Here is an 18575-nt window from a genome sequence, read left to right on the forward strand (position 1 = left end):
AGGCGTACACGTCGGCTACGGCTGCCTGGTTCGCCTACCGTAGCCCGCCCACAGCCCCCGACACCCACCGATCGAATGCGAGCAACCGCAGGGGCGGACACGACCCGGAGTAGCACGCCCGCCCGGTAATGAAGACGGCCCCCGCCCACAGCAATGCGGAGGTACACAGGCCGTACGCCCGGAGCAAAGGCGGTAGCTAGGCAGGTTGCACCCTGTCGAGCGAACGCGTAGCGCGTGACCGGGAGCGCGGGCGGAAAGGTACGCAAGCCGCACACCCGGAGCAAAAGCGGTAGCTAGGCATACCCCTCACAGCCGCAATCATGGAAGGTACACAGAAAGGCGCACGGGCCGCAGCGAAGGCGAAGGTTACGCCCAGGGAACGCGGCAGGAGTCCGTGCTGAATCCCTGCGCGGTGATGCCCAGTGCGGTGTAGATGCGGGACCGCTCGTTCTCCAACGCGATGTGATAGGTCAGTTCGATGACGCCTTCCCGGCCGAACCGTCGTTCCAGGTCGGTGACTTGTTCATCGGTGACGGTGGTCGGGGTGGCGGTCATCGCGTCGGCGTAGGCGATCGCGGCGCGCTCGTCGTCGCTGTAGTGCGGTGAGGTCGCATAGTCGGCGATGTGTTCGAGCCGGTCGATGTCCAGGCCTTCCAATCGGCTGAGCATGGTGCCGAAGTCGATGCACCAGGAGCAGCCGATGGTCCAGGCGACGCGGTATACCGCGATTTCGCGGACGTTGACGGGCAGTGTTCTGGACACTTTTTCCACTATCACCTCGTGTACGCCTGCGGCGATGGTGAGTCCGGCGTGGTGGGCTGATACCGCGAACGGTTCGGGAACTTCACCGAACCTGCGCTTGGTGATCCGGTACATCAGCCGGGTCAGCAGACCGGCGTCGTCGGGTTTGACGGCGGGGATGCGGGTTGCGCTCATGATGAGCCTCCTTCGTTCGAGCAACTGGTCCTACTGCTCGGACGAGGAGTCGCCCCGCCGTGTGACGGCTCGAGAGTGTGAGCCGCCACACGGCGGATATCAGGCGGGTTCGACGTTCAGGTCGTCCGGCCCCCAGTAGGCCCGCATATGGACGATTCTGCCCTCATCGTCGAATTCCATCACATCGATCGGGTGCAAGGTGATCCGCTGTTCGGCAGCTTTGGTGACCAGTGTGAACATGAAGGCCGCGTGGTTGCCGGTGATGCGGATGGTGTCGGGGTGGATCGAGGTCTCCCGTTCCAGGTTGGCCAGCACGGTGTAGAACTCGCGAATCGCGTCCCGGCCTTGCTTCGGCGGGGTCCCGATCGGGTCCTCGACGGTCGCGTCGGGGGCATAGAGGTCGACGATCGCCTCGGTGGGGCCGCTGCCCACTAGTTTCACGTACTGTTCCACCACATCGCGGATCTGTCGCGCCATCCGAACTCCTACCGAATTGAAACGTGTTTCAGTTTCGCACTGTAGCAGTACCCACCGCATCGTGATCTGTGATCGCGATGATCCGCATACGCCGCTGTTCGGTTGTGTCGGCGCACCGGTCGTGCGGGGCTGGATATCGGAGCCGGATGCCGCCGGGTGGCCATCACCTGGTCCGAGCCGGGAAGCGCCGTTGATTCCCTCGGTTCGCCGTTGAACCTGCCTCCCGCGCGAAGTACGTCTGCTGGTGGTGTCGGAGCGCGCAGCCCGCATGTTACGCATTCCGGCGACTCGGCTCACAATGGAAAAACATCGCTATAACCGCCGGTACGGCCGGTGTGTCGGCCGGTTGCTGTCGGTATGGTGCTGTTGAATCGGTCCGGTCAACCAGATGTTCGAGTGATGAGTGAAAGCGGAGGAGAAATGGCACTGCCTACCATGACCGCAGAACAACGCACCGAGGCGTTGGCCAAAGCGGCGGCGGTCCGCAAGGCACGCTCCGAACTGATCGGCAAGGTCAAGGACGGCAAAGTCTCGGTCGAAGACCTGTTGAACAAAGCCGACACCGACGACCTGGTCAAAAAGACCAAGGTCGCCGCGGTGATCAAGGCGCTGCCCGGCGTCGGCCCAGTGAAAGCGGCCAAACTGCTCGATCAGGCCGAGATCCCCGAGGATCGCCGCATCGGCGGTCTGGGCGCCCGCCAGCGAGCCGCACTGCTGGAGGCGCTCGCAGGCTGAATGCCCGAGCGGGGGCTCGCTTGTTCAGTGGAGCACGGGCGGCCCCCGGCCGCCCGTCCCGGGAAGAAACCGACCTGCGGTGACGCGGTCGCCGTCTGACCCACCTGAACCGGTGCTCGCCGGTGGTCAGGCGGGGTGGGCTCGCGATGCCGGAATCGCGACGATGCGCTCGGGATGGCTGTAGATGTTCATGGTGTCGCCGCGCAGGAACCCGATGAGCGTCAGGCCGGCATCGACGGCCAGATCCACCGCGAGGGAACTGGGCGCCGAGACCGCGGCCAGCACCGGGATACCGGCCTGTACCGCTTTCTGGGCGAGTTCGAAGGATGCCCGGCCGCTGACCATGAGCACCAGGTCGGCGGCGGGCAGCCGATTCTCCCGCAACGCCCAGCCGATCACCTTGTCCACCGCGTTATGCCTGCCGATGTCCTCCCGGACCGCCAGTGCGACGCCGTCCGCGGTGAACAGACCAGCCGCATGCAGGCCGCCGGTGGCCTCGAACACCGACTGCCTGCCGCGGAGTGTGCCGGGCATCGCGGCCAGGACCTCGGTGTCGACAAGCGGCTCCGGTGCAGCCAGGGGGAACCGGGACCGTTGCCGGACCTCGTCCAAAGCGGTTTTCCCGCACAGCCCGCAGGCGCCGGTGGTGAGGAAGTTGCGGGTGGTAACCCGGGCAGCCGGGGTGCGCAGGGCGACATCCAGGACGTTGTAGGTATTGCGGCCCTCGTCATCGGTTCCGGCGCAATACCGTGCGGCGACGACATCGTCGGCGGCTCCGATCACCGACTCGGTGAACAAGAAACCGTGCGCTAAATCGATATCGTTGCCCGGGGTGCGCATGGTGACTGTCAACGATCGCCCGTCCAGCCGGATCTCCAGCGGTTCCTCCACCGCCAAGGTGTCGGGGCGCTGGATCTGGCCTGCCGGTGAGATGCGGCGCATCCGGCGCCGCGCGGTGACCCGGCTCATAGTTCGCTGCGCTCCAGGCGGATGGTGATCGCCTTGGATACCGGGGTGTTCGATCGTGCCGCAACGTGATCCAGCGGAACCAGCGGATTGGTTTCGGGGTAGTAGGCGGCGGCGTTACCGCGCGGAGTCGGATAGGCGACCAGCCGGAACCCCTCGACGCGGCGCGCCACCCCATCGGTCCATTCGGACACCACATCCACCAGATCACCGTCGGCGAAACCGAATTCGGCGATGTCGTCGGCATTGACCAGCACGACCTTCCGGCCGCCGCGCACCCCGCGGTAGCGATCGTCCAGCCCGTAGACGGTGGTGTTGTACTGGTCGTGACTGCGCAGGGTCTGCAGGATCAGCCGGCCCGGTGGGGTGGGTGTCCAGACCAGTTCGTTCACCGCGAAATTCGCTTTACCGGTGGCGGTGTGGAACTCGCGGGCATCGCGCGGCGGATGCGGCAGGACGAAACCGTTGCGGTGGCGCACCCGTGTGTTGTAGTCGGCGCAGCCGGGCACCACCTTGGCGATGGCGTCACGGATCAGGTCGTAGTCATTGCGGAAATCGTTCCATGGCACCGGATGTTGCGACCCGAACAGTTCGGCGGCGAGCTCGCACACGATGGCCACTTCACTGCGCAGCTGCTTGCTCACCGGTTTCAGCCGCCCGGTGGACAGATGCACCATCGACATCGAATCCTCCACCGATACCCGCTGTTTCACGCCGTTCTGCACATCCAGATCGGTGCGGCCGAGGGTGGGCAGGATGAGCGCGGTCGCACCGTGCACGACATGGCTACGGTTGAGTTTGGTCGACACCTGCACCGTCAGTGCACAGTTGCGTAGTGCGGCCTCGGTGACTTCGGTATCGGGGGTGGCGGAGACGAAATTTCCGCCCATGCCGAAGAACACTTTCGCGTGGCCGTCACGCATGGCGCGGATCGCGGCGACGGTGTCGAACCCGTGCTTACGGGGGCTGGTGATACCGAATTCGGCATCCAGCGCCGCCAGGAAGGCCTCGGGCATTTGCTCCCAGATGCCCATGGTGCGGTCGCCTTGGACGTTCGAGTGCCCGCGCACCGGGCACACTCCCGCCCCGGGTTTGCCGATCATGCCGCGTGCCAGCAGCAGGTTGGTGATCTCCTCGATGGTGGCCACACCGTGCGCCTGCTGGGTCAGCCCCATCGCCCAGCAGACGATGATGTTCTTCGATTCTGCGAGTAGTCGTGCCGTGTGTTCGAGTTGGTCGCTGTGCAGCCCGGTCGCTTCGGCCACTACGTTCATATCGACCGCGCGGATGTGCTGTTCGTACTCGGAGAAGCCCGCGGTGCAGGTGTCGACGAACGAGCGGTCGATAACGGTGCCCGGCGCGCGGTCCTCGGCCTCGAACAGCAGTTTCGCCAGCCCCTGGAACAGCGCCATATCGCCGCCGAGCCGGATCTGCAGAAAATCGTCGGCGATCGGGACACCGCTGGTCAGGCCCTTGACTGTCTGCGGGTCACGGAAATTGATCAAACCGGTTTCCGGCAGCGGGTTGATCGCGACGATCCGTGCGCCCGAGGCCTTGGCGTCGGCGAGTGCGCTGAGCATCCGCGGATGGTTGGTGCCGGGGTTCTGGCCTGCGACGAGGATCAGGTCGGCGGCGGCGAAGTCATCGATCGACACCGAGCCCTTGCCGATGCCGATGGAGGCGGTCAGCGCGGCGCCGGAGGACTCATGGCACATATTCGAGCAATCGGGCAGGTTGTTCGTCCCGAAACTGCGCACCAGCAGCTGATACAGGAACGCGGTCTCGTTGGCGGTGCGGCCCGAGGTGTAGAACACCGCTTCGTCGGGGGAGTCCAGGGCGCGTAACTGCTCGGCGATCAAGCGGTAAGCGTCGGACCAGGAGATGGGGGAGTAGTGGGTGTCTCCGGGGCGCAGCACCATGGGCTCGGTCAGCCTGCCCTGCCTGCCGAGCCAGTAGCCGGTTTTTCCGGCTAGGTCCGCGATCGAGTGAGTGGCGAAGAACTCCGGTCCGACGGTATTGAGCGTCGCCTCCTCGGCCACTGCTTTCGCACCGTTTTCACAGAACTCGGCGGGCCGCCGATGTCCCGACGGCTCCGGCCAGGCACAGCCCGGACAGTCGAACCCGTGCACTTGGTTGACCCGCGCCAAGCTGCGCGCGGTACGGACGACCCCCATATCGGCGACCGCGCGGCCCAACGCCACCCCCACGGCGGTGACGCCGGCGGCCTGCTGCTTGGGTGGGGTGACGTGCAGTGCGGATTCGTCGATGTCTTCGGTGGGCGCGTTGCGGTGCATATGTCTATTGTCCACTTCACACTTAGGTCCCGACCGTTCGGTATCTCTATGGAGGATCTTACCGGCCTGGACAGGGGTGGTCAGCCTGGTTGTGACGGATGGTCGCGTTGGTAGGTGAGGACCTGCTCACTGATGCGGACGCGTGCGCCCGGCGGGAGTTCGGTCGGCGACCGGCCGATGCGGGTCCAGCGCGGCGAGCCGGGCGTGGAGACGAAAGTGCCCGAGGTGGTGCCCGCATCGCGGATGTAGACCTTGCCGCCGTCGACGGATACGTAGGCGTGCACGCGGGAGATGTGGCGGTCGCGTTGCAGCACGATCGGGGCGGCGGTGGCGCGACGAACCGATTCGTCGGCGGAGGGGCCACGGCCGATGACGTAAGGGCGGTCCAGTGGGTAGGCGGCGCCGTCCTCGGCGATCAGGGCAGGCGAGGCCGTCGTGTCGCGACCTGTACCTAGGGCGGACGTGCCGGGCAAGTGCGAGGTTTTGCCCGCGCCGAGCGCCGGGCGAGGTCTGCGGCGGAGAGAGTCGTGCGGGCCTGCTTTGCGCAGAGCGATGGGTTCTGGTGCGGCGGTGGGGCGCAACGCGGCAGGCGCCTGCGACCAGGCCAGCGATATCGGCTGAGCGGCTACCGGCTCCGGGACGGCGGACGGCTCGGCCACCGGGGAAGGTTCGGCGACGGCCCTGGTCCGGGTGTGCTCGGCCGGGTCGGGATCGGCGGCGGCGAGCCCGGCTGGGGCGGTCGCAGGCGGTTGTGCTGTGGTGCCGGAGGAGTTCGCCGGCCGCGGGCTCGCCCCCGACGGTTTCTTACGGCTGCGCCGCACCCGCGCTGTGAGCACGAAACCACCCCCGGGGACGACCCCGGCGCGCAGGTCCGTGCGGGTACGGGCTTCGGGCTGCGCGGCGGTATCCGGTCCGACGGTGATGGTGCGGACCGGTTCGCGCACGATCTCGTCCACCCAGGTGAAGGCACGCGAACCGGTGAGTTTCCTGGTGCCTTCGGCGCCGGAGACGGTGGCGGCGACCGGGCCGCGCAACAAGATCAGGGTGCCGTCGTCGGTAGGTGCGACCACGCCGAATGACGGCGGCTGCGATCCGGCCCCGAACACCACTGCGGCCAGCCGTTGCGCGATCGCCGCACCGGGATGTTCGGTATCGGCGACCGCCTCGACGGCCCCGAGAATCCGATCGGTGGACGCGGTTTCCTCCGCGATGAAGACGACGACGCCGCCGAACCGCGCGACCAGGCCTTCGCCCGGCACGATTCCGGCGGTCGATGACTCGCTGCGCACCCGCGCCTCCTTCCTGGCGCATCACCGCGTCCAGCATAGAGGCCCGGCGCATATTGTTACCGAATCATGATCCGATCCGCTGCCACCGCCGATATCCCGATCCTGCGTGAGCTCGAACGTGCCGCAGGGAAGCCGTTCGCCGATATCGGTATGACCGCAGTCGCCGAGGACGAGCCGCCCTCGGCGGACACCCTGCGCGAGTTCGTCGAGGCGGGCCGCGCCTGGGTATGGATCGCTGCGGGAACCCCGGTCGCGTACCTGATCGCCGCCGTTGTCGACGGCAACGCCCATATCGAGCAGGTGTCGGTGCATCCAGCCCATCGCGGCGAACGGATCGGCCGACGGCTCATCGACCACGCGATGAACTGGACTCGCGACAAGGGCCTACCCGCAATCACCTTGACGACCTTCACCGAGGTGCCATGGAACGGCCCGTACTACGAAACCCTGGGCTTCCGCTACCTGGACATTGCCGAGGAGACGCCGGGACTGCGCGCCATCCGCGCCGCAGAAGACGCCCACGGCCTCGACCACTGGCCACGCGCCTGCATGCGCGCCGAAGTGTACTGATTCACGCACAAGCCGCCGCGAAGTCGCAGGTAGGCATGAACGCCACGACCGGAGCGAATGCGAAGGTACGCATCCCGCATGGTCGGGGCCAAGGCGGTAGGTAGGCGGGCCGAGCTCAGCCGTGCGTATGTGGGAGGTACACATGATGCGCATGGCCGGGGCGAATGTGGAGGTACGCATCCCGCATGGTCGGAGCCAACGCGGTAGATAAGTGGCCCGAGTTCAGTCGTGCATATGCGGGAGGTACGCATAAGGGCGCACAGCTGGGAGTGAGGGCAGGGCGGTGCGCAGGCCGCGCGGTCGGAGTCAAGGCGGTAGGTAGGCGGGCCGAGCTCAGCCGTGCGTATGTGGGAGGTACACATAAATGCGCATGGCCGGAGCGAATGCGGAGGTACGCCCGGAGCGAATGCGGAGGTACGCCTATTGCGCTGATGCGATGGCCGCCCGGGCGGCGGGTAGGGCTGCGGTGCGGTCTTCGGGGACCAGGCCGATGCGGGTGCGGCGGTCGAGGAGGTCGTCGGGGTCGAGGGCGCCTTCCCGGTGTACCGCCCAGGTGAATTCGGCGGTGATGACGTCGCTTCCTGGAGCGACCGGTTCGGCCAGTGCGGGATCGGTGGTGGCGAGTTCGGCGATGGCGGTGGCTTCGCTGCCGTAGCGCTCGATCAGGATCGGCGGTGCTGTCATGTGGTCGCGGGCCGGGCCGGAGGTGGCGCCGACCAGCGCGAGGTGGCGGGTGCGGCAGGGGCCTGCGGGGATATCGGCGTGCGTGATGGCGGCGTCGACGGCGTCGGCGGCCATTTTCCGGTAGGTGGTGAGTTTGCCGCCGACCACCGTGATCACTCCGTTGGGGGAGGTGAGGACGGCGTGCTCGCGGGAGATATCGGCGGTGCTGTCGGTGCCGGTGCGCAGCAGCGGGCGCAGCCCGGCGAAACTGCCGCGGATATCGGCGCGGGTCAGCGGTGCGCGCAGCACCGTGTTGACTGTGTCGAGCAGGAAGCCGATTTCGTCGTCGGTCGGGCGGGGCTCGTCGGGGACCGGGCCGGGGGCGTCCTCGTCGGTCAGGCCCAGATACACCCGGCCGTGCGGGGCCGGGAGGGCGAAGACGAAGCGGCCGAACGTGCCGGGCACCGGGACGGTCAGCGATGCGGTGAGCCCGCCGAAAGCGGCGGCATCGAACACCAGGTGGGTGCCTCGGCTCGGGCGTAGCTCGATACTGGGGTCCACCTGGTCGGCCCACACCCCGGTCGCGTTGATCACGGCACGGGGCCGCACAGTCAGCGTTTCGCCGGTACGGGTGTCGCGCAGTGTGGCGGTGTCCCCGCCGACCGCGGCGGCCTCGACCCGGGTGAGCACGGTAGCGCCTGCGGCCGCCGCGGTACGGGCCAGCCCGACGACCAGCCGGGCATCATCGACGAGTTGGCCGTCCCAGGCCTGCAGCCCGCCGCGCAGTCCGCTGCGCCGCACTGTCGGCGCCAGACGCAGCGCTTCGGCCGATGACACCCGCCGCGACCGCGGTAGCAGCGCCGACGGTGTCCCGGCACTGGCGCGCAGCAGATCGCCCGCCACGAAACCGGCCCGGATAACCGCACGATGGGCTATACCGATATCCGGTAGCAGCGGAACCAGCTGCGGTAGCGGCCGCACCAGATGGGGTGCGGTGCTGCCGATCAGGATGCCGCGCTCCACCGCGCTCTCATGGGCGATACCGACGTGCCCGCCCGCTAGATAGCGCAACCCGCCGTGTACCAGTTTCGAACTCCACCGGCTGGTGCCGAATGCGAAGTCGTGCCGTTCCACCAGTACGGTGCGCAGTCCGCGGGTGGCGGCGTCCAGCGCGACCCCCGTTCCGGTCACACCGCCGCCGATCACCAGCACGTCGATATCGGGGGCGTCGCCGAGCGCGGTGAGCTCACGGGCCCGCCGCGCCGCGTTCAGCGCCGAACTCGCTCCACCGTTCGGGTATCCGGTCATAGCAGGCCCCTTTCGTTCCAGTGCTCGCGCACGTATCGGAAGTCGACTTATCGACGTTGTCGTTCGGCGGGTTCGCCGCGGTTGAAGCTGGTTCGTTGTACTCCCGGCCCGCGCAGGCCTCCAGGGAGTTCGCTGCCCCGGGCCGAAGGTGACTGGGCCGGCAGCTCCACCCAGGCCGGTGCCGCCGTAGCGCGCCCGGTGAGTGAGCAACCGACAGATGGACGCCAGGATCCGATCCGTCGCCGATTCCGGGGGCGCGGAGGGGGACGGCCGGTGCTCGCCTCACTGTGGAACGGGCCCCTCGGCGGCTGCCTGGTCGACGCGCTGGTGTGTTCGGCACGCATCCGAAGCCGAACGGGGGTGTGTGTGCGCCGTCTGCGCTGCAGGGGGCAGTGCAGGTTTCGTGCGGATCGCGTTCATCGGGTGGGAGGCTCGGGGGCCGGGACGTCCCGCGTCGTGGCGGGGTCAACGGGGGCGAGGTAGGCGTCGACCGCGTGGAAGAGTTCGGTGCCCAGGTCGGGGCCGGGAAGGACCGGGGCCACCGTCGCTGCTGACTGGACTGCGGATTGGGCGATGAGCAGCAGCATGGTGGCCATATGTTCCGGGTCGCCGCGGCGGATCGAGCCGTCGTTCTGCCCGACGCGGATACCGGCGGCGAAGAGATCGATCAGGTGCCGCTGGTTGCGGCCGAGACGGCCGAAGACGTAGGTCAGCATCAGGTCGGTGTCGGTGCGGAAGATCTTCCGGAACAACGGGTTGGCGCGGATCGTGGCCGCGCCGTCGACGATGCCGCGGGTCAGTCTGGTCCGCCCCGGTCCCCGGTCGGGTACGGCGCTGCCGATGATGCCGCGCAACTCGCGGACCAGCAGTTCGGCGATCAGCGCTCCGGTGTCGGGCCAGCGCCGGTACACCGTCGGCCTGCTGACCTTCGCCCGGCGGGCCACCTCGGTGAGCGTGGTGCGCCGCACCCCGAACTCGGCCACGCAGTCCCGCGCCGCCGCCAGGATCGCCAGATCGACGGCGGCGGGCTCCGGGTCCTGGCCGCCGAGAGCGGATGCGGTGTCGGAATGCACGCCATCACCTCATAAGATTCTTACTGCTTGACAAACTATGTAAAACTGTAACGCATGGGCGACAGTCAGCAACCGTTTGGCACCGCGGGGACGTCTCCGGCAGACGTCTCCGGCGGTGTGCCGGCAGAGGGTATGGTGTGGGACGCTTGGGGCATCCCTGCCGGGCACAAGCCGTTGTCGGCGCAGATCCGAGGGTTGCTAGGACAGGTGTTCGGAGTGTCCGGGGAACCGGTGGCGCGCCGCGATGAGGGCGACGTGCCGCTGCGGGAACCGGCACTGTCCTCCGATCGGCGCGCCGGACTGGCCGCGATCGTCGGCGCCGACCACGTATCGACCGAACACCGCGACCGCTTGCGGCACGCAGGCGGAAAAAGCACTCTCGATCTGCTGCGACGCCGCGGTGACGGGCCGCAGGACGCCCCCGACGCCGTCGTCTTCCCGGCCGATCACGATCAGGTCCTCGCCGTGCTCGCCCACTGCTCCGGGCACGGGATCGCGGTGGTTCCGTTCGGTGGCGGCACCAGTGTGGTCGGCGGGCTCGATCCGGTGCGCGGGCGTTTCGAGACCGTTATCGCGCTGGATCTGCGCCGCCTGGACTCACTGATCGCGCTGGACCCGGTCAGCGGCACCGCGACCCTCGGGGCAGGTGTCACCGGTCCGCGTGCCGAACAGTTGCTCGGCACGCACGGTCTGTCGCTGGGCCACTTCCCGCAGAGCTTCGAATTCGCCAGCATCGGCGGGTTCGCCGCCACTCGGTCGTCGGGACAGGCGTCGGCAGGCTACGGCCGTTTCGACGACATGGTCCAGCATCTGTGCCTCGCCACCCCTGGCGGGACCGTGGAACTGGGCCGGGCTCCGGCCTCGGCTGCCGGGCCCGACCTGCGTGAGCTGTTCGTCGGCTCCGAAGGGACTCTCGGTGTGATCACCGAGGTCACGGTGCGCGTGCATCCCATACCGGAAACCGTTGCCTACCAAGCGTGGTCGTTCCCCGATTTCGACACCGGTGCGGCCGCGCTGCGCACCGTGGTGCAAACCGGCGCCGCTCCGACAGTGCTGCGCCTGTCCGACGAGGTCGAGACAGCGCTCAACCTGGCGCGGGCAGGCAGCATCGGGGGTGATGCGGTGTCCGGCTGTCTTGCGGTCACCACCGTCGAGGGCACCCGCGCGCATGTGGCGGCCCGCTGCGCCGAAGCCGCAGCGCTGCTGCGCGCCGCGGGCGGCACCGATCTGGGCGAAGCCCCGGCTCGGGAGTGGGAACACGGCCGTTTCGCCGCGCCCTACCTGCGCGATGCTCTGTTGGATCTGGGTGTGCTGTGCGAAACACTGGAGACCGCCACCAGCTGGGGCAACCTGGCCGCATTGAAGGAACAGGTCACCACCGCGCTGACCGAGGCGCTGACCGCGCAGCAGACACCACCGGTGGTGATGTGCCATATCTCGCATACGTACCCGACCGGCGCCTCGCTGTATTTCACCGTGCTCGCCAAGATGCTCGACGACCCGATCGCCCAGTGGCTGTCCGCGAAGACCGCCGCCGGTGACGCGATCATGGCCGCGGGCGGCACCATCACCCACCATCACGCGGTGGGGGCCGATCATCGAGACTGGCTTCCCGACGAAATCGGCAACCTGGGTGTTCGGGTGCTGCGGGCGGTGAAACAGGAAGTCGATCCGGCGGGCATCCTCAATCCGGGAAAGCTGTTGCCATGACCGAGCCTTCGGTACGCGAAGTGCGCGCGGTGACCGTGGTCACCAACCCGTCGTCCGGACACGGGAAGGGCGACGACGCGGCCGCCGCCGCCATCGCCCGGCTGTCGGAACGCGGTGTCGCGGTCACCGAGATCCGCGCCCCCTCGGCAGCGGAATCGCTACGGCAGCTCCAACGTTCGGTCGCGGGCGCGGTAGGTGGGCTGAAACCGAATGCGGTGGTCTGCGTGGGCGGGGACGGTATGGTCTCGACGGCATTGGGTGCACTCGCCCGCACCGGGGTGCCGTTGGCGCTGATACCGGGCGGCACCGGCAACGATCTGGCCCGCGAGTTCGGTATCCCGGCCGATGATCCCGCCGCCGCCGCCGATGTGGTGCTCGACGGCCGGATTCACGTGATCGACTTGGGCGAGATCGAAGCGCCGGATACTGCGCCGATGTTGTTCGCGACCGTGGCCTGCACCGGTTTCAGTGCCCGAGTCACCTTGCGGGCCAACCGGATGCGCTGGCCGCGTGGCCCCCTGCGCTACACCTTCGCCGCGGTGGCCGAACTCGCCCGCGGTTCCGCGGTACCCTATCGCATCGAGTTGCCGGACCAGACGGATTCGCGGCAGACGGTGTTCGAGACCGAGGCGGTGATGGTGGAGGTCGGCAATACCACCACCTACGGCGGCGGCATGCTGATCTGCCCGGACGCCGTCGCCGACGACGGTCTGCTCGACGTGACCGTGGTGGGTGCGGTGTCGCGACGGGAAATGCTGCGCCTGCTGCCAGCGCTGTCATCGGGGAAACGGATCGATCACCCAGCTGTCTCGCAGCATCGGGTCGAATGGCTGCGATTGTCGTCGCCCGGGGCGCCCGCGACCGCGGACGGGGAACCGGCGGGTGTGTTGCCGATCACGGTGCGTGCTGTGCCGGGCGCGCTGTCACTGCTGGTGCCCTGACCGGCATCGGCGATCGGGGGAGTGCTACCCCGCGAAGGAGATTCGTTGCAGATGGTCGACCGTGGACCGGTCCGCGATCACCAGTGACGCCGGGTTCGGGACGGGGTTGTGGCCGGAGTCGATCGCGTGCAGCATCCGCTGCCATCGCGAGCAGTGCAGTCGGAAAGAGAACCCGTTGATCCGCCGCCCGCGTGCGTACTGACCGGCCCTGGCGATGGAGGCGGGTACGTCGAGCAGGATCAGATGCAGTTCGCGGCCGTGTGCAGCAGCCCAGTGCGCGATCATCCGCCGCGCCCAGCCGAAAGTGGCGCATTCGTGGATCACCACCGGCCCGGCGTTATCGCGCAGCGCCCGCCGGATCCGCGTGTAATGCACCACATGCACCAGCGGACGCCACAGCGGATAGGGCAGTTTGTTCAGGCGCCGCCGCCACGCATTGCGGACGTGGTTGGAGTCGAGCACCATCGACCCGGACGGTCCGCGTGGCGGTTGTTCGGCATCGGCTGTGGAACTGAACAAAATTTTCAGCGCCGTGCTCTTACCCGCGCCGGGTACGCCCGCGATGATCAGTGCGGCAGTTGCGGAATAGCGCAGTTCACCGACCTGGTGATCGCGTAGGTCGTGCACCGCGTGGGGTGCGATGACATCGGAAATTCGTTCGGGGCCGCGGGATTCGGGTGGTGACAACGGTAGCGCGTCGAGCGGGGGGTTCACCCTTTCAGGTTCCCCAGTCCGGTCCGGATCGGCAACACCGGAGCCGCAACCCAGCTGCACCGAGCACGCTGGGCTGTGAGTTCGCCGACGAGAGTGCGCCGTGGACCGGCACCGATCCGGCCGGACGCCGCATCCTCGTTCCCACGCTGCCGGGAAGCTGAGAATTGTTTATGGATTCGCGGCCGCCCCGCCGAGCGGCGGTAGGCTGGGCGGCGAAGGCGAAGTCTTCGGTGTCCCTCATCCACCGAAGACTTCGCCTTCCTCTGCATCGGCGGCGCCTCGCCCCTGCGCAAAGCGGCTGGCATCGGCCACTAGAATCACGGCGTGACCAGCGCAGCCCCTGACAACACGCGTAATCGTGCCGATGCACTCCCCTCGAGCTGGAATCCCGGCGAGGTGGAGGCAGACCTGTACGAGCGCTGGGTAGCCGCTGGTTACTTCACCGCCGACCCGGCCAGCGGCAAACCGCCGTATTCGATCGTGCTGCCGCCGCCGAACGTCACCGGCACGCTGCACATGGGCCATGCCCTCGACCACACCCTCATGGACACCCTCGCCCGCCGCAAACGAATGCAGGGCTACGAGGTGCTGTGGCTGCCCGGGATGGACCACGCGGGTATCGCCACCCAGTCGGTGGTGGAAAAACAACTGGCCGTCGACGGCAAGACCAAGGAAGACCTCGGGCGTGAGCTGTTCGTGCAGCAGGTCTGGGATTGGAAACGCGAATCCGGCGGCGCCATCCAGGGCCAGATGCGCGCGCTCGGCGACAGCGTCGACTGGTCCCGCGACCGGTTCACCATGGACGAGGGTCTGTCCCGCGCGGTCCAAACGATCTTCAAGCGCCTCTACGATGCGGGCCTGATCTACCGGGCCGAACGTCTGGTGAACTGGTCGCCGGAACTGCGCACCGCCATCTCCGATATCGAGGTCAAATACGAAGACGTCGAAGGTGAGCTGGTGTCGCTGCGATACGGCTCTCTCGACGACGCGCAACCACATGTGATCGTCGCAACCACCCGGGTGGAGACGATGCTCGGTGATACGGCCGTCGCCGTGCACCCGGACGATCCGCGCTACCAGGCCCTGATCGGCACCACTCTGGAACATCCGATCACCGGCAGGCAGATCCCGGTGATCGCCGACAGCTACGTCGACCCCGAGTTCGGCTCCGGGGCGGTCAAGATCACCCCGGCGCACGACCCCAACGACTTCGAGATGGGGTTGCGGCACAACCTGCCGATGCCGTCGATCATGGACGAGCGCGGCCGGATCACCGGCACCGGTACCGAATTCGATGGTATGGACCGGTTCGAGGCGCGGGTGAAGGTGCGCGAGCGGCTCGCCGCCGAAGGGCGTGTGGTCGCCGAGAAACGCCCCTACGTGCACAGTGTCGGTCATTCCGAACGTAGCGGCGAACCGATCGAACCGCGGCTTTCCATGCAGTGGTGGGTGAAGGTGTCGTCGCTGGCCGAAGCGGCGGGCGACGCGGTGCGCAACGGCGCCACCGTGATCCACCCCGCCAGTCAGGAGCCGCGCTGGTTCGCGTGGGTCGACGATATGCACGACTGGTGTATCTCCCGGCAGCTGTGGTGGGGGCACCGTATCCCGATCTGGTACGGCCCCGAGGGGGAGGTGCTCTGCGTCGGCCCCGACGAGACCGCCCCCGAGGGCTGGGTGCAGGACCCGGACGTGCTCGACACCTGGTTCTCCTCCGGGCTGTGGCCGTTCTCCACCATGGGCTGGCCGGAGGCCACCGCCGAACTGCAACGGTTCTATCCGACGAGCGTGCTGGTCACCGGTTACGACATCCTGTTCTTCTGGGTGGCCAGAATGATGATGTTCGGCACTTTCGTCGCCGACGACCCGGCGATCACCGCAGGTAAGGGTGGCGCACCGCAGGTGCCCTTCAAAGACGTGTTCCTGCACGGCCTGATCCGCGACCAGTACGGCAAGAAGATGTCGAAGTCGCGCGGTAACGGTATCGACCCGTTGGACTGGATCAACGACTACGGCGCCGATGCGCTGCGGTTCACCCTGGCTCGCGGCGCGCAGCCGGGCGGCGACCTGTCGGTCGGTGAACCGCATGCGCTGGCCTCCCGCAGCTTCGTCACCAAACTGTTCAACGCGACCAAGTTCGCGCTGATGAACGGCGCATACCCCGGCGACCTGCCCGCCCGCGAGACGCTCACCGACCCCGACCGGTGGATCCTGGACCGGCTGGATCAGGTCCGTGCCGAGGTCGACGCCGCGTTCGACGCCTACGAATTCGGCAAGGCGTGCGAGGCGCTGTACCACTTCGCCTGGGACGAGTTGTGCGACTGGTATGTGGAACTGTCCAAGGCCCAGTTCGCCGCCGCCGATCGCGCCGAGTCCACTCGGGTGGTGCTGGGCACCGTGCTGGACGCCGTGCTGCGGCTACTGCACCCGGTGATCCCGTTTCTCACCGAATCGCTGTGGCAGGCGCTCACCGGCGGCGAATCCATCGTTGTCTCCGCCTGGCCGCAGCCCAGCGGTGTGCCCACCGACACCGCGGCCGCCCAGCGGGTCGCCGATACGCAGCGGCTGATCACCGAGATCCGCCGGTTCCGCAGCGACCAGGGCCTGGCCGATAAACAGAAGGTGGCCGCCATGGTGATCGGCCTCGATGAGGCGGGTCTGGCGCATCTGCACGATTCGGTGGCCAACCTGGCCCGGCTCACCGAACCCGGCGACGGTTTTGCTGCCACCGCCTCGGTCGAGGTGCGACTCAGCACGACAACGGTGACCGTGGAGGTGGACACCTCGGGGGCGGTCGACTTGGTCGCCGAACGCCGCAGGCTGGAGAAGGACCTCGCCGCAGCCCAGAAGGAGCTGGCGGGCACCACGGCCAAACTCGGCAACGAAGCGTTCCTGGCCAAAGCGCCCGAACCCGTGGTGACCAAGATCAGGGACCGCCGGGACGTCGCCGCCGCCGAAGTGGAACGCATCGGCGCCCGATTGGCGGAGCTGAGCGGCAAGTGAACGACCGCGCCGACAACACCGAACCGGAGCCGCAGCACGGTGCCGCAGACCGGCTCGGTTCCGGGCCGTCGCCGGTCGAATTGGCCGAAATGGCGCTGGTCGAAGCCGAACTCGACCAGCGCTGGCCGGAAACCAAGATCGAGCCCTCGCTGGCCAGGATCGCCGCGCTGATGGACCTGCTCGGGTCGCCGCAGCGCGGCTATCCGGCGATTCACGTCGCCGGAACCAACGGCAAGACCTCGGTTACCAGAATGATCGACGCGTTGCTGACCGCGCTGCACCGGCGCACCGGACGGTTCACCAGCCCGCATCTGCAGCTGGCCACCGAACGCATCAGCATCGATAACGCGCCGATCTCACCGGGGCGCTATGTGGAGCTGTACCGCGAACTGCAGCCCTATCTCGAGATGATCGACACACAGTCGGCTGCTTCCGGTGGCCCGGCGATGAGCAAATTCGAAGTGCTCACCGCCATGGCATTCGCCGCGTTCGCGGAAGCGCCGGTCGACGTCGCGGTGGTGGAAACCGGGATGGGTGGTACCTGGGACGCCACCAACGTCATCGACGGGCAGGTCGCGGTGATCACACCGATCGGCCTCGACCACACCGACTACCTCGGCCCCGACCTCACCGCCATCGCCGGGGAGAAGGCCGGGATCATCAAACGAGCACCGGAGAGCCTGATCCCCCAGGACACCGTCGCGGTCATCGCCGAACAGGACCCGGAGGCGATGACCGTGCTGCTGCGCCGCACGGTCGAAGCCGATGCCGCGGTGGCCCGAGCGGGCGCGGAATTCCAGGTGCTGACCCGGCAGGTCGCCGTCGGCGGGCAACAGCTGCAATTGCAGGGGCTCGGCGGGGTCTACGACGAGATCTTCCTGCCGCTGCACGGTGAGCACCAGGCGCACAACGCCGCGGTGGCGCTGGCCGCGGTGGAGGCGTTCTTCGGGGCAGGCGCGCAGCGGCAGCTCGACATCGACGCGGTACGCGCCGGTTTCGCGAGCGTCACCAGCCCGGGCAGGCTGGAACGGATGCGCAACGCACCCACCATCTTCATCGACGCCGCGCACAACCCGGCCGGGGCCACAGCGCTGGCCGCCACCCTGTCTGCGGAGTTCGATTTCCGCAAACTGGTCGGCGTGGTCGCGGTACTCGGCGACAAGGACGCCGCGGGCATTCTGACCGCCCTGGAACCGGTGTTCGACGAGATCGTGGTCACCAGCAACGGCTCGCCGCGCGCCCTGAGCGTCGACACCCTGGCCGATCTGGCCGTTCAGCGGTTCGGGGACGAGCGCGTGGTGACCGCACCCACCCTGCCCGACGCACTGGAGACCGCCATCGCCATAGCCGAGGAGGCGGGAGAGCCGGGTGAGATGGTGTCCGGCGCCGGTGTCGTAGTGACCGGCTCGGTGGTCACAGCGGGCGCTGCCCGCGCCCTGTTCGGAAAGGAACCGGCATGAGTGGTCAGCGACCGGAGGAGGGGGCGGAGCGTAACCACGAAGGTCGCCCTGCTATCACACCGCCCGACCCGTGGAAGGGGCTGCGCGGTGTGATGGCGGGCGCCCTGATCCTCGAGGCGATCACGGTGCTGCTCGCGCTCCCCGTGGTCGCCGACGTCGGCGGCGGAGTGACCTGGCTATCCGGTGGTTACCTGGTGCTGCTGGCGCTGGTGATGGTGGCCGGTGCGGGACTGCAGCGGCGCTCGTGGGCCATCCCGTTCAACCTCGGGCTGCAGGTGCTGGTGCTGCTCGGTGGGTTCATCCACATCTCCATCGTGATCATCGGTGTGGTGTTCGTTGCCGTCTGGGCCTTCATCCTGGTGCTGCGCGCCGACGTCAAACGGCGGATGGAGCGGGGGCAGCTGCCGAGCCAGCGGATATCGCGGCAGTCTTGACATCG

The 18575-nt window shown here is 67.8% G+C and carries 15 protein-coding genes; 7 read left to right on the forward strand and 8 right to left on the reverse strand.

Translation table 11 applies throughout. The features are described from left to right. Positions 1–366: 366 nt before the first annotated feature. Complete coding sequence (locus B0T44_RS02570) at positions 367–936, reverse strand: carboxymuconolactone decarboxylase family protein (RefSeq protein WP_077120623.1); 570 nt, start codon at positions 934–936, stop codon at positions 367–369. Positions 937–1035: 99 nt separating this feature from the next. Continuing rightward, positions 1036–1413 carry a nuclear transport factor 2 family protein gene (locus B0T44_RS02575; protein ID WP_077120626.1) on the reverse strand — a complete coding sequence of 126 codons (378 nt, stop codon included), beginning with the start codon at positions 1411–1413 and terminating at the stop codon, positions 1036–1038. A gap of 420 nt (positions 1414–1833) precedes the next feature. Here B0T44_RS02575 and mihF point away from each other — a divergent pair, with 420 nt between their 5' ends. Then, entirely contained in the window at positions 1834–2148 is a 315-nt protein-coding gene (gene mihF / locus B0T44_RS02580) for an integration host factor, actinobacterial type (protein WP_077120627.1), read from the forward strand. Between the two features lie 126 nt (positions 2149–2274). Here mihF and fdhD read toward each other — a convergent pair whose 3' ends face one another. The 3 genes from fdhD to B0T44_RS02595 all read right to left on the reverse strand — a co-directional run bounded on the left by fdhD (position 2275) and on the right by B0T44_RS02595 (position 6697). Beyond that, positions 2275–3117: a formate dehydrogenase accessory sulfurtransferase FdhD gene (fdhD, locus tag B0T44_RS02585; protein WP_077120630.1), complete on the reverse strand. Its 843-nt coding sequence runs from the start codon at positions 3115–3117 to the stop codon at positions 2275–2277. Beyond that, entirely contained in the window at positions 3114–5408 is a 2295-nt protein-coding gene (locus tag B0T44_RS02590) for an FdhF/YdeP family oxidoreductase (protein WP_077120632.1), read from the reverse strand. The genes fdhD and B0T44_RS02590 overlap by 4 nt, the downstream gene beginning before the upstream one ends. Positions 5409–5488: 80 nt before the next feature. Then, positions 5489–6697, reverse strand: a complete 1209-nt coding sequence (locus tag B0T44_RS02595; RefSeq protein WP_081511493.1) for an FHA domain-containing protein — start codon at positions 6695–6697, stop codon at positions 5489–5491. A gap of 66 nt (positions 6698–6763) precedes the next feature. Between B0T44_RS02595 and B0T44_RS02600 the strand changes: the two genes are divergently transcribed. Further along, positions 6764–7267: a GNAT family N-acetyltransferase gene (locus tag B0T44_RS02600; RefSeq protein WP_077120637.1), complete on the forward strand. Its 504-nt coding sequence runs from the start codon at positions 6764–6766 to the stop codon at positions 7265–7267. Positions 7268–7687: 420 nt separating this feature from the next. On the opposite strand, the gene B0T44_RS02605 is transcribed toward B0T44_RS02600, so the two are convergent. After that, the gene (locus B0T44_RS02605) at positions 7688–9238 is read right to left on the reverse strand and encodes a glycerol-3-phosphate dehydrogenase/oxidase (RefSeq protein ID WP_077120639.1); all 1551 of its coding nucleotides are present in this window, start codon (positions 9236–9238) and stop codon (positions 7688–7690) included. 416 nt (positions 9239–9654) lie between these two features. Next, positions 9655–10311: a TetR/AcrR family transcriptional regulator gene (locus B0T44_RS02610; protein ID WP_077120641.1), complete on the reverse strand. Its 657-nt coding sequence runs from the start codon at positions 10309–10311 to the stop codon at positions 9655–9657. Between the two features lie 132 nt (positions 10312–10443). On the opposite strand from B0T44_RS02610, the gene B0T44_RS02615 reads away from it, so the two are divergent. Together B0T44_RS02615 and B0T44_RS02620 are read left to right on the forward strand one after the other, a co-directional pair. Further along, positions 10444–12021, forward strand: coding sequence for an FAD-binding oxidoreductase (locus B0T44_RS02615; protein WP_077120643.1), 1578 nt, complete (start codon positions 10444–10446; stop codon positions 12019–12021). Beyond that, entirely contained in the window at positions 12018–12962 is a 945-nt protein-coding gene (locus B0T44_RS02620) for a diacylglycerol kinase (RefSeq protein ID WP_077120645.1), read from the forward strand. Before B0T44_RS02615 ends, B0T44_RS02620 begins: the two co-directional genes overlap by 4 nt. 24 nt (positions 12963–12986) lie before the next feature. On the opposite strand, the gene B0T44_RS02625 is transcribed toward B0T44_RS02620, so the two are convergent. Further along, on the reverse strand, positions 12987–13676 hold the full coding sequence (locus B0T44_RS02625; RefSeq protein ID WP_245839065.1) for a P-loop nucleotide/nucleoside kinase family protein: 690 nt from the start codon (positions 13674–13676) through the stop codon (positions 12987–12989). 324 nt (positions 13677–14000) lie between these two features. Here B0T44_RS02625 and B0T44_RS02630 point away from each other — a divergent pair, with 324 nt between their 5' ends. Genes B0T44_RS02630 through B0T44_RS02640 form a run of 3 tightly spaced genes read left to right on the forward strand, consistent with a single transcriptional unit; the run spans position 14001 to position 18570 of the window. Continuing rightward, entirely contained in the window at positions 14001–16676 is a 2676-nt protein-coding gene (locus B0T44_RS02630; RefSeq protein WP_077120647.1) for a valine--tRNA ligase, read from the forward strand. Next, positions 16652–18136, forward strand: a complete 1485-nt coding sequence (gene folC / locus B0T44_RS02635; protein WP_425436788.1) for a bifunctional tetrahydrofolate synthase/dihydrofolate synthase — start codon at positions 16652–16654, stop codon at positions 18134–18136. The genes B0T44_RS02630 and folC overlap by 25 nt, the downstream gene beginning before the upstream one ends. After that, on the forward strand, positions 18133–18570 hold the full coding sequence (locus B0T44_RS02640) for a DUF4233 domain-containing protein (protein WP_077120649.1): 438 nt from the start codon (positions 18133–18135) through the stop codon (positions 18568–18570). Before folC ends, B0T44_RS02640 begins: the two co-directional genes overlap by 4 nt. Positions 18571–18575 lie beyond the last annotated feature (5 nt).

The organism is Nocardia donostiensis, from assembly GCF_002081715.1.
GTDB lineage: Bacteria > Actinomycetota > Actinomycetes > Mycobacteriales > Mycobacteriaceae > Nocardia > Nocardia donostiensis.

What these genes read in the sequence shown, in the direction of transcription:
- B0T44_RS02640 (WP_077120649.1), top strand. Translation starts at nt 18,133, where the DNA reads ATGAGTGGTCAGCGACCGGAGGAGGGGGCGGAGCGTAACCACGAAGGT.
- B0T44_RS02605 (WP_077120639.1), bottom strand. Translation starts at nt 9,238, where the DNA reads ATGACCGGATACCCGAACGGTGGAGCGAGTTCGGCGCTGAACGCGGCG.
- mihF (WP_077120627.1), top strand. Translation starts at nt 1,834, where the DNA reads ATGGCACTGCCTACCATGACCGCAGAACAACGCACCGAGGCGTTGGCC.
- B0T44_RS02575 (WP_077120626.1), bottom strand. Translation starts at nt 1,413, where the DNA reads ATGGCGCGACAGATCCGCGATGTGGTGGAACAGTACGTGAAACTAGTG.
- B0T44_RS02615 (WP_077120643.1), top strand. Translation starts at nt 10,444, where the DNA reads ATGGTGTGGGACGCTTGGGGCATCCCTGCCGGGCACAAGCCGTTGTCG.
- B0T44_RS02570 (WP_077120623.1), bottom strand. Translation starts at nt 936, where the DNA reads ATGAGCGCAACCCGCATCCCCGCCGTCAAACCCGACGACGCCGGTCTG.
- B0T44_RS02600 (WP_077120637.1), top strand. Translation starts at nt 6,764, where the DNA reads ATGATCCGATCCGCTGCCACCGCCGATATCCCGATCCTGCGTGAGCTC.
- B0T44_RS02620 (WP_077120645.1), top strand. Translation starts at nt 12,018, where the DNA reads ATGACCGAGCCTTCGGTACGCGAAGTGCGCGCGGTGACCGTGGTCACC.
- fdhD (WP_077120630.1), bottom strand. Translation starts at nt 3,117, where the DNA reads ATGAGCCGGGTCACCGCGCGGCGCCGGATGCGCCGCATCTCACCGGCA.
- B0T44_RS02590 (WP_077120632.1), bottom strand. Translation starts at nt 5,408, where the DNA reads ATGCACCGCAACGCGCCCACCGAAGACATCGACGAATCCGCACTGCAC.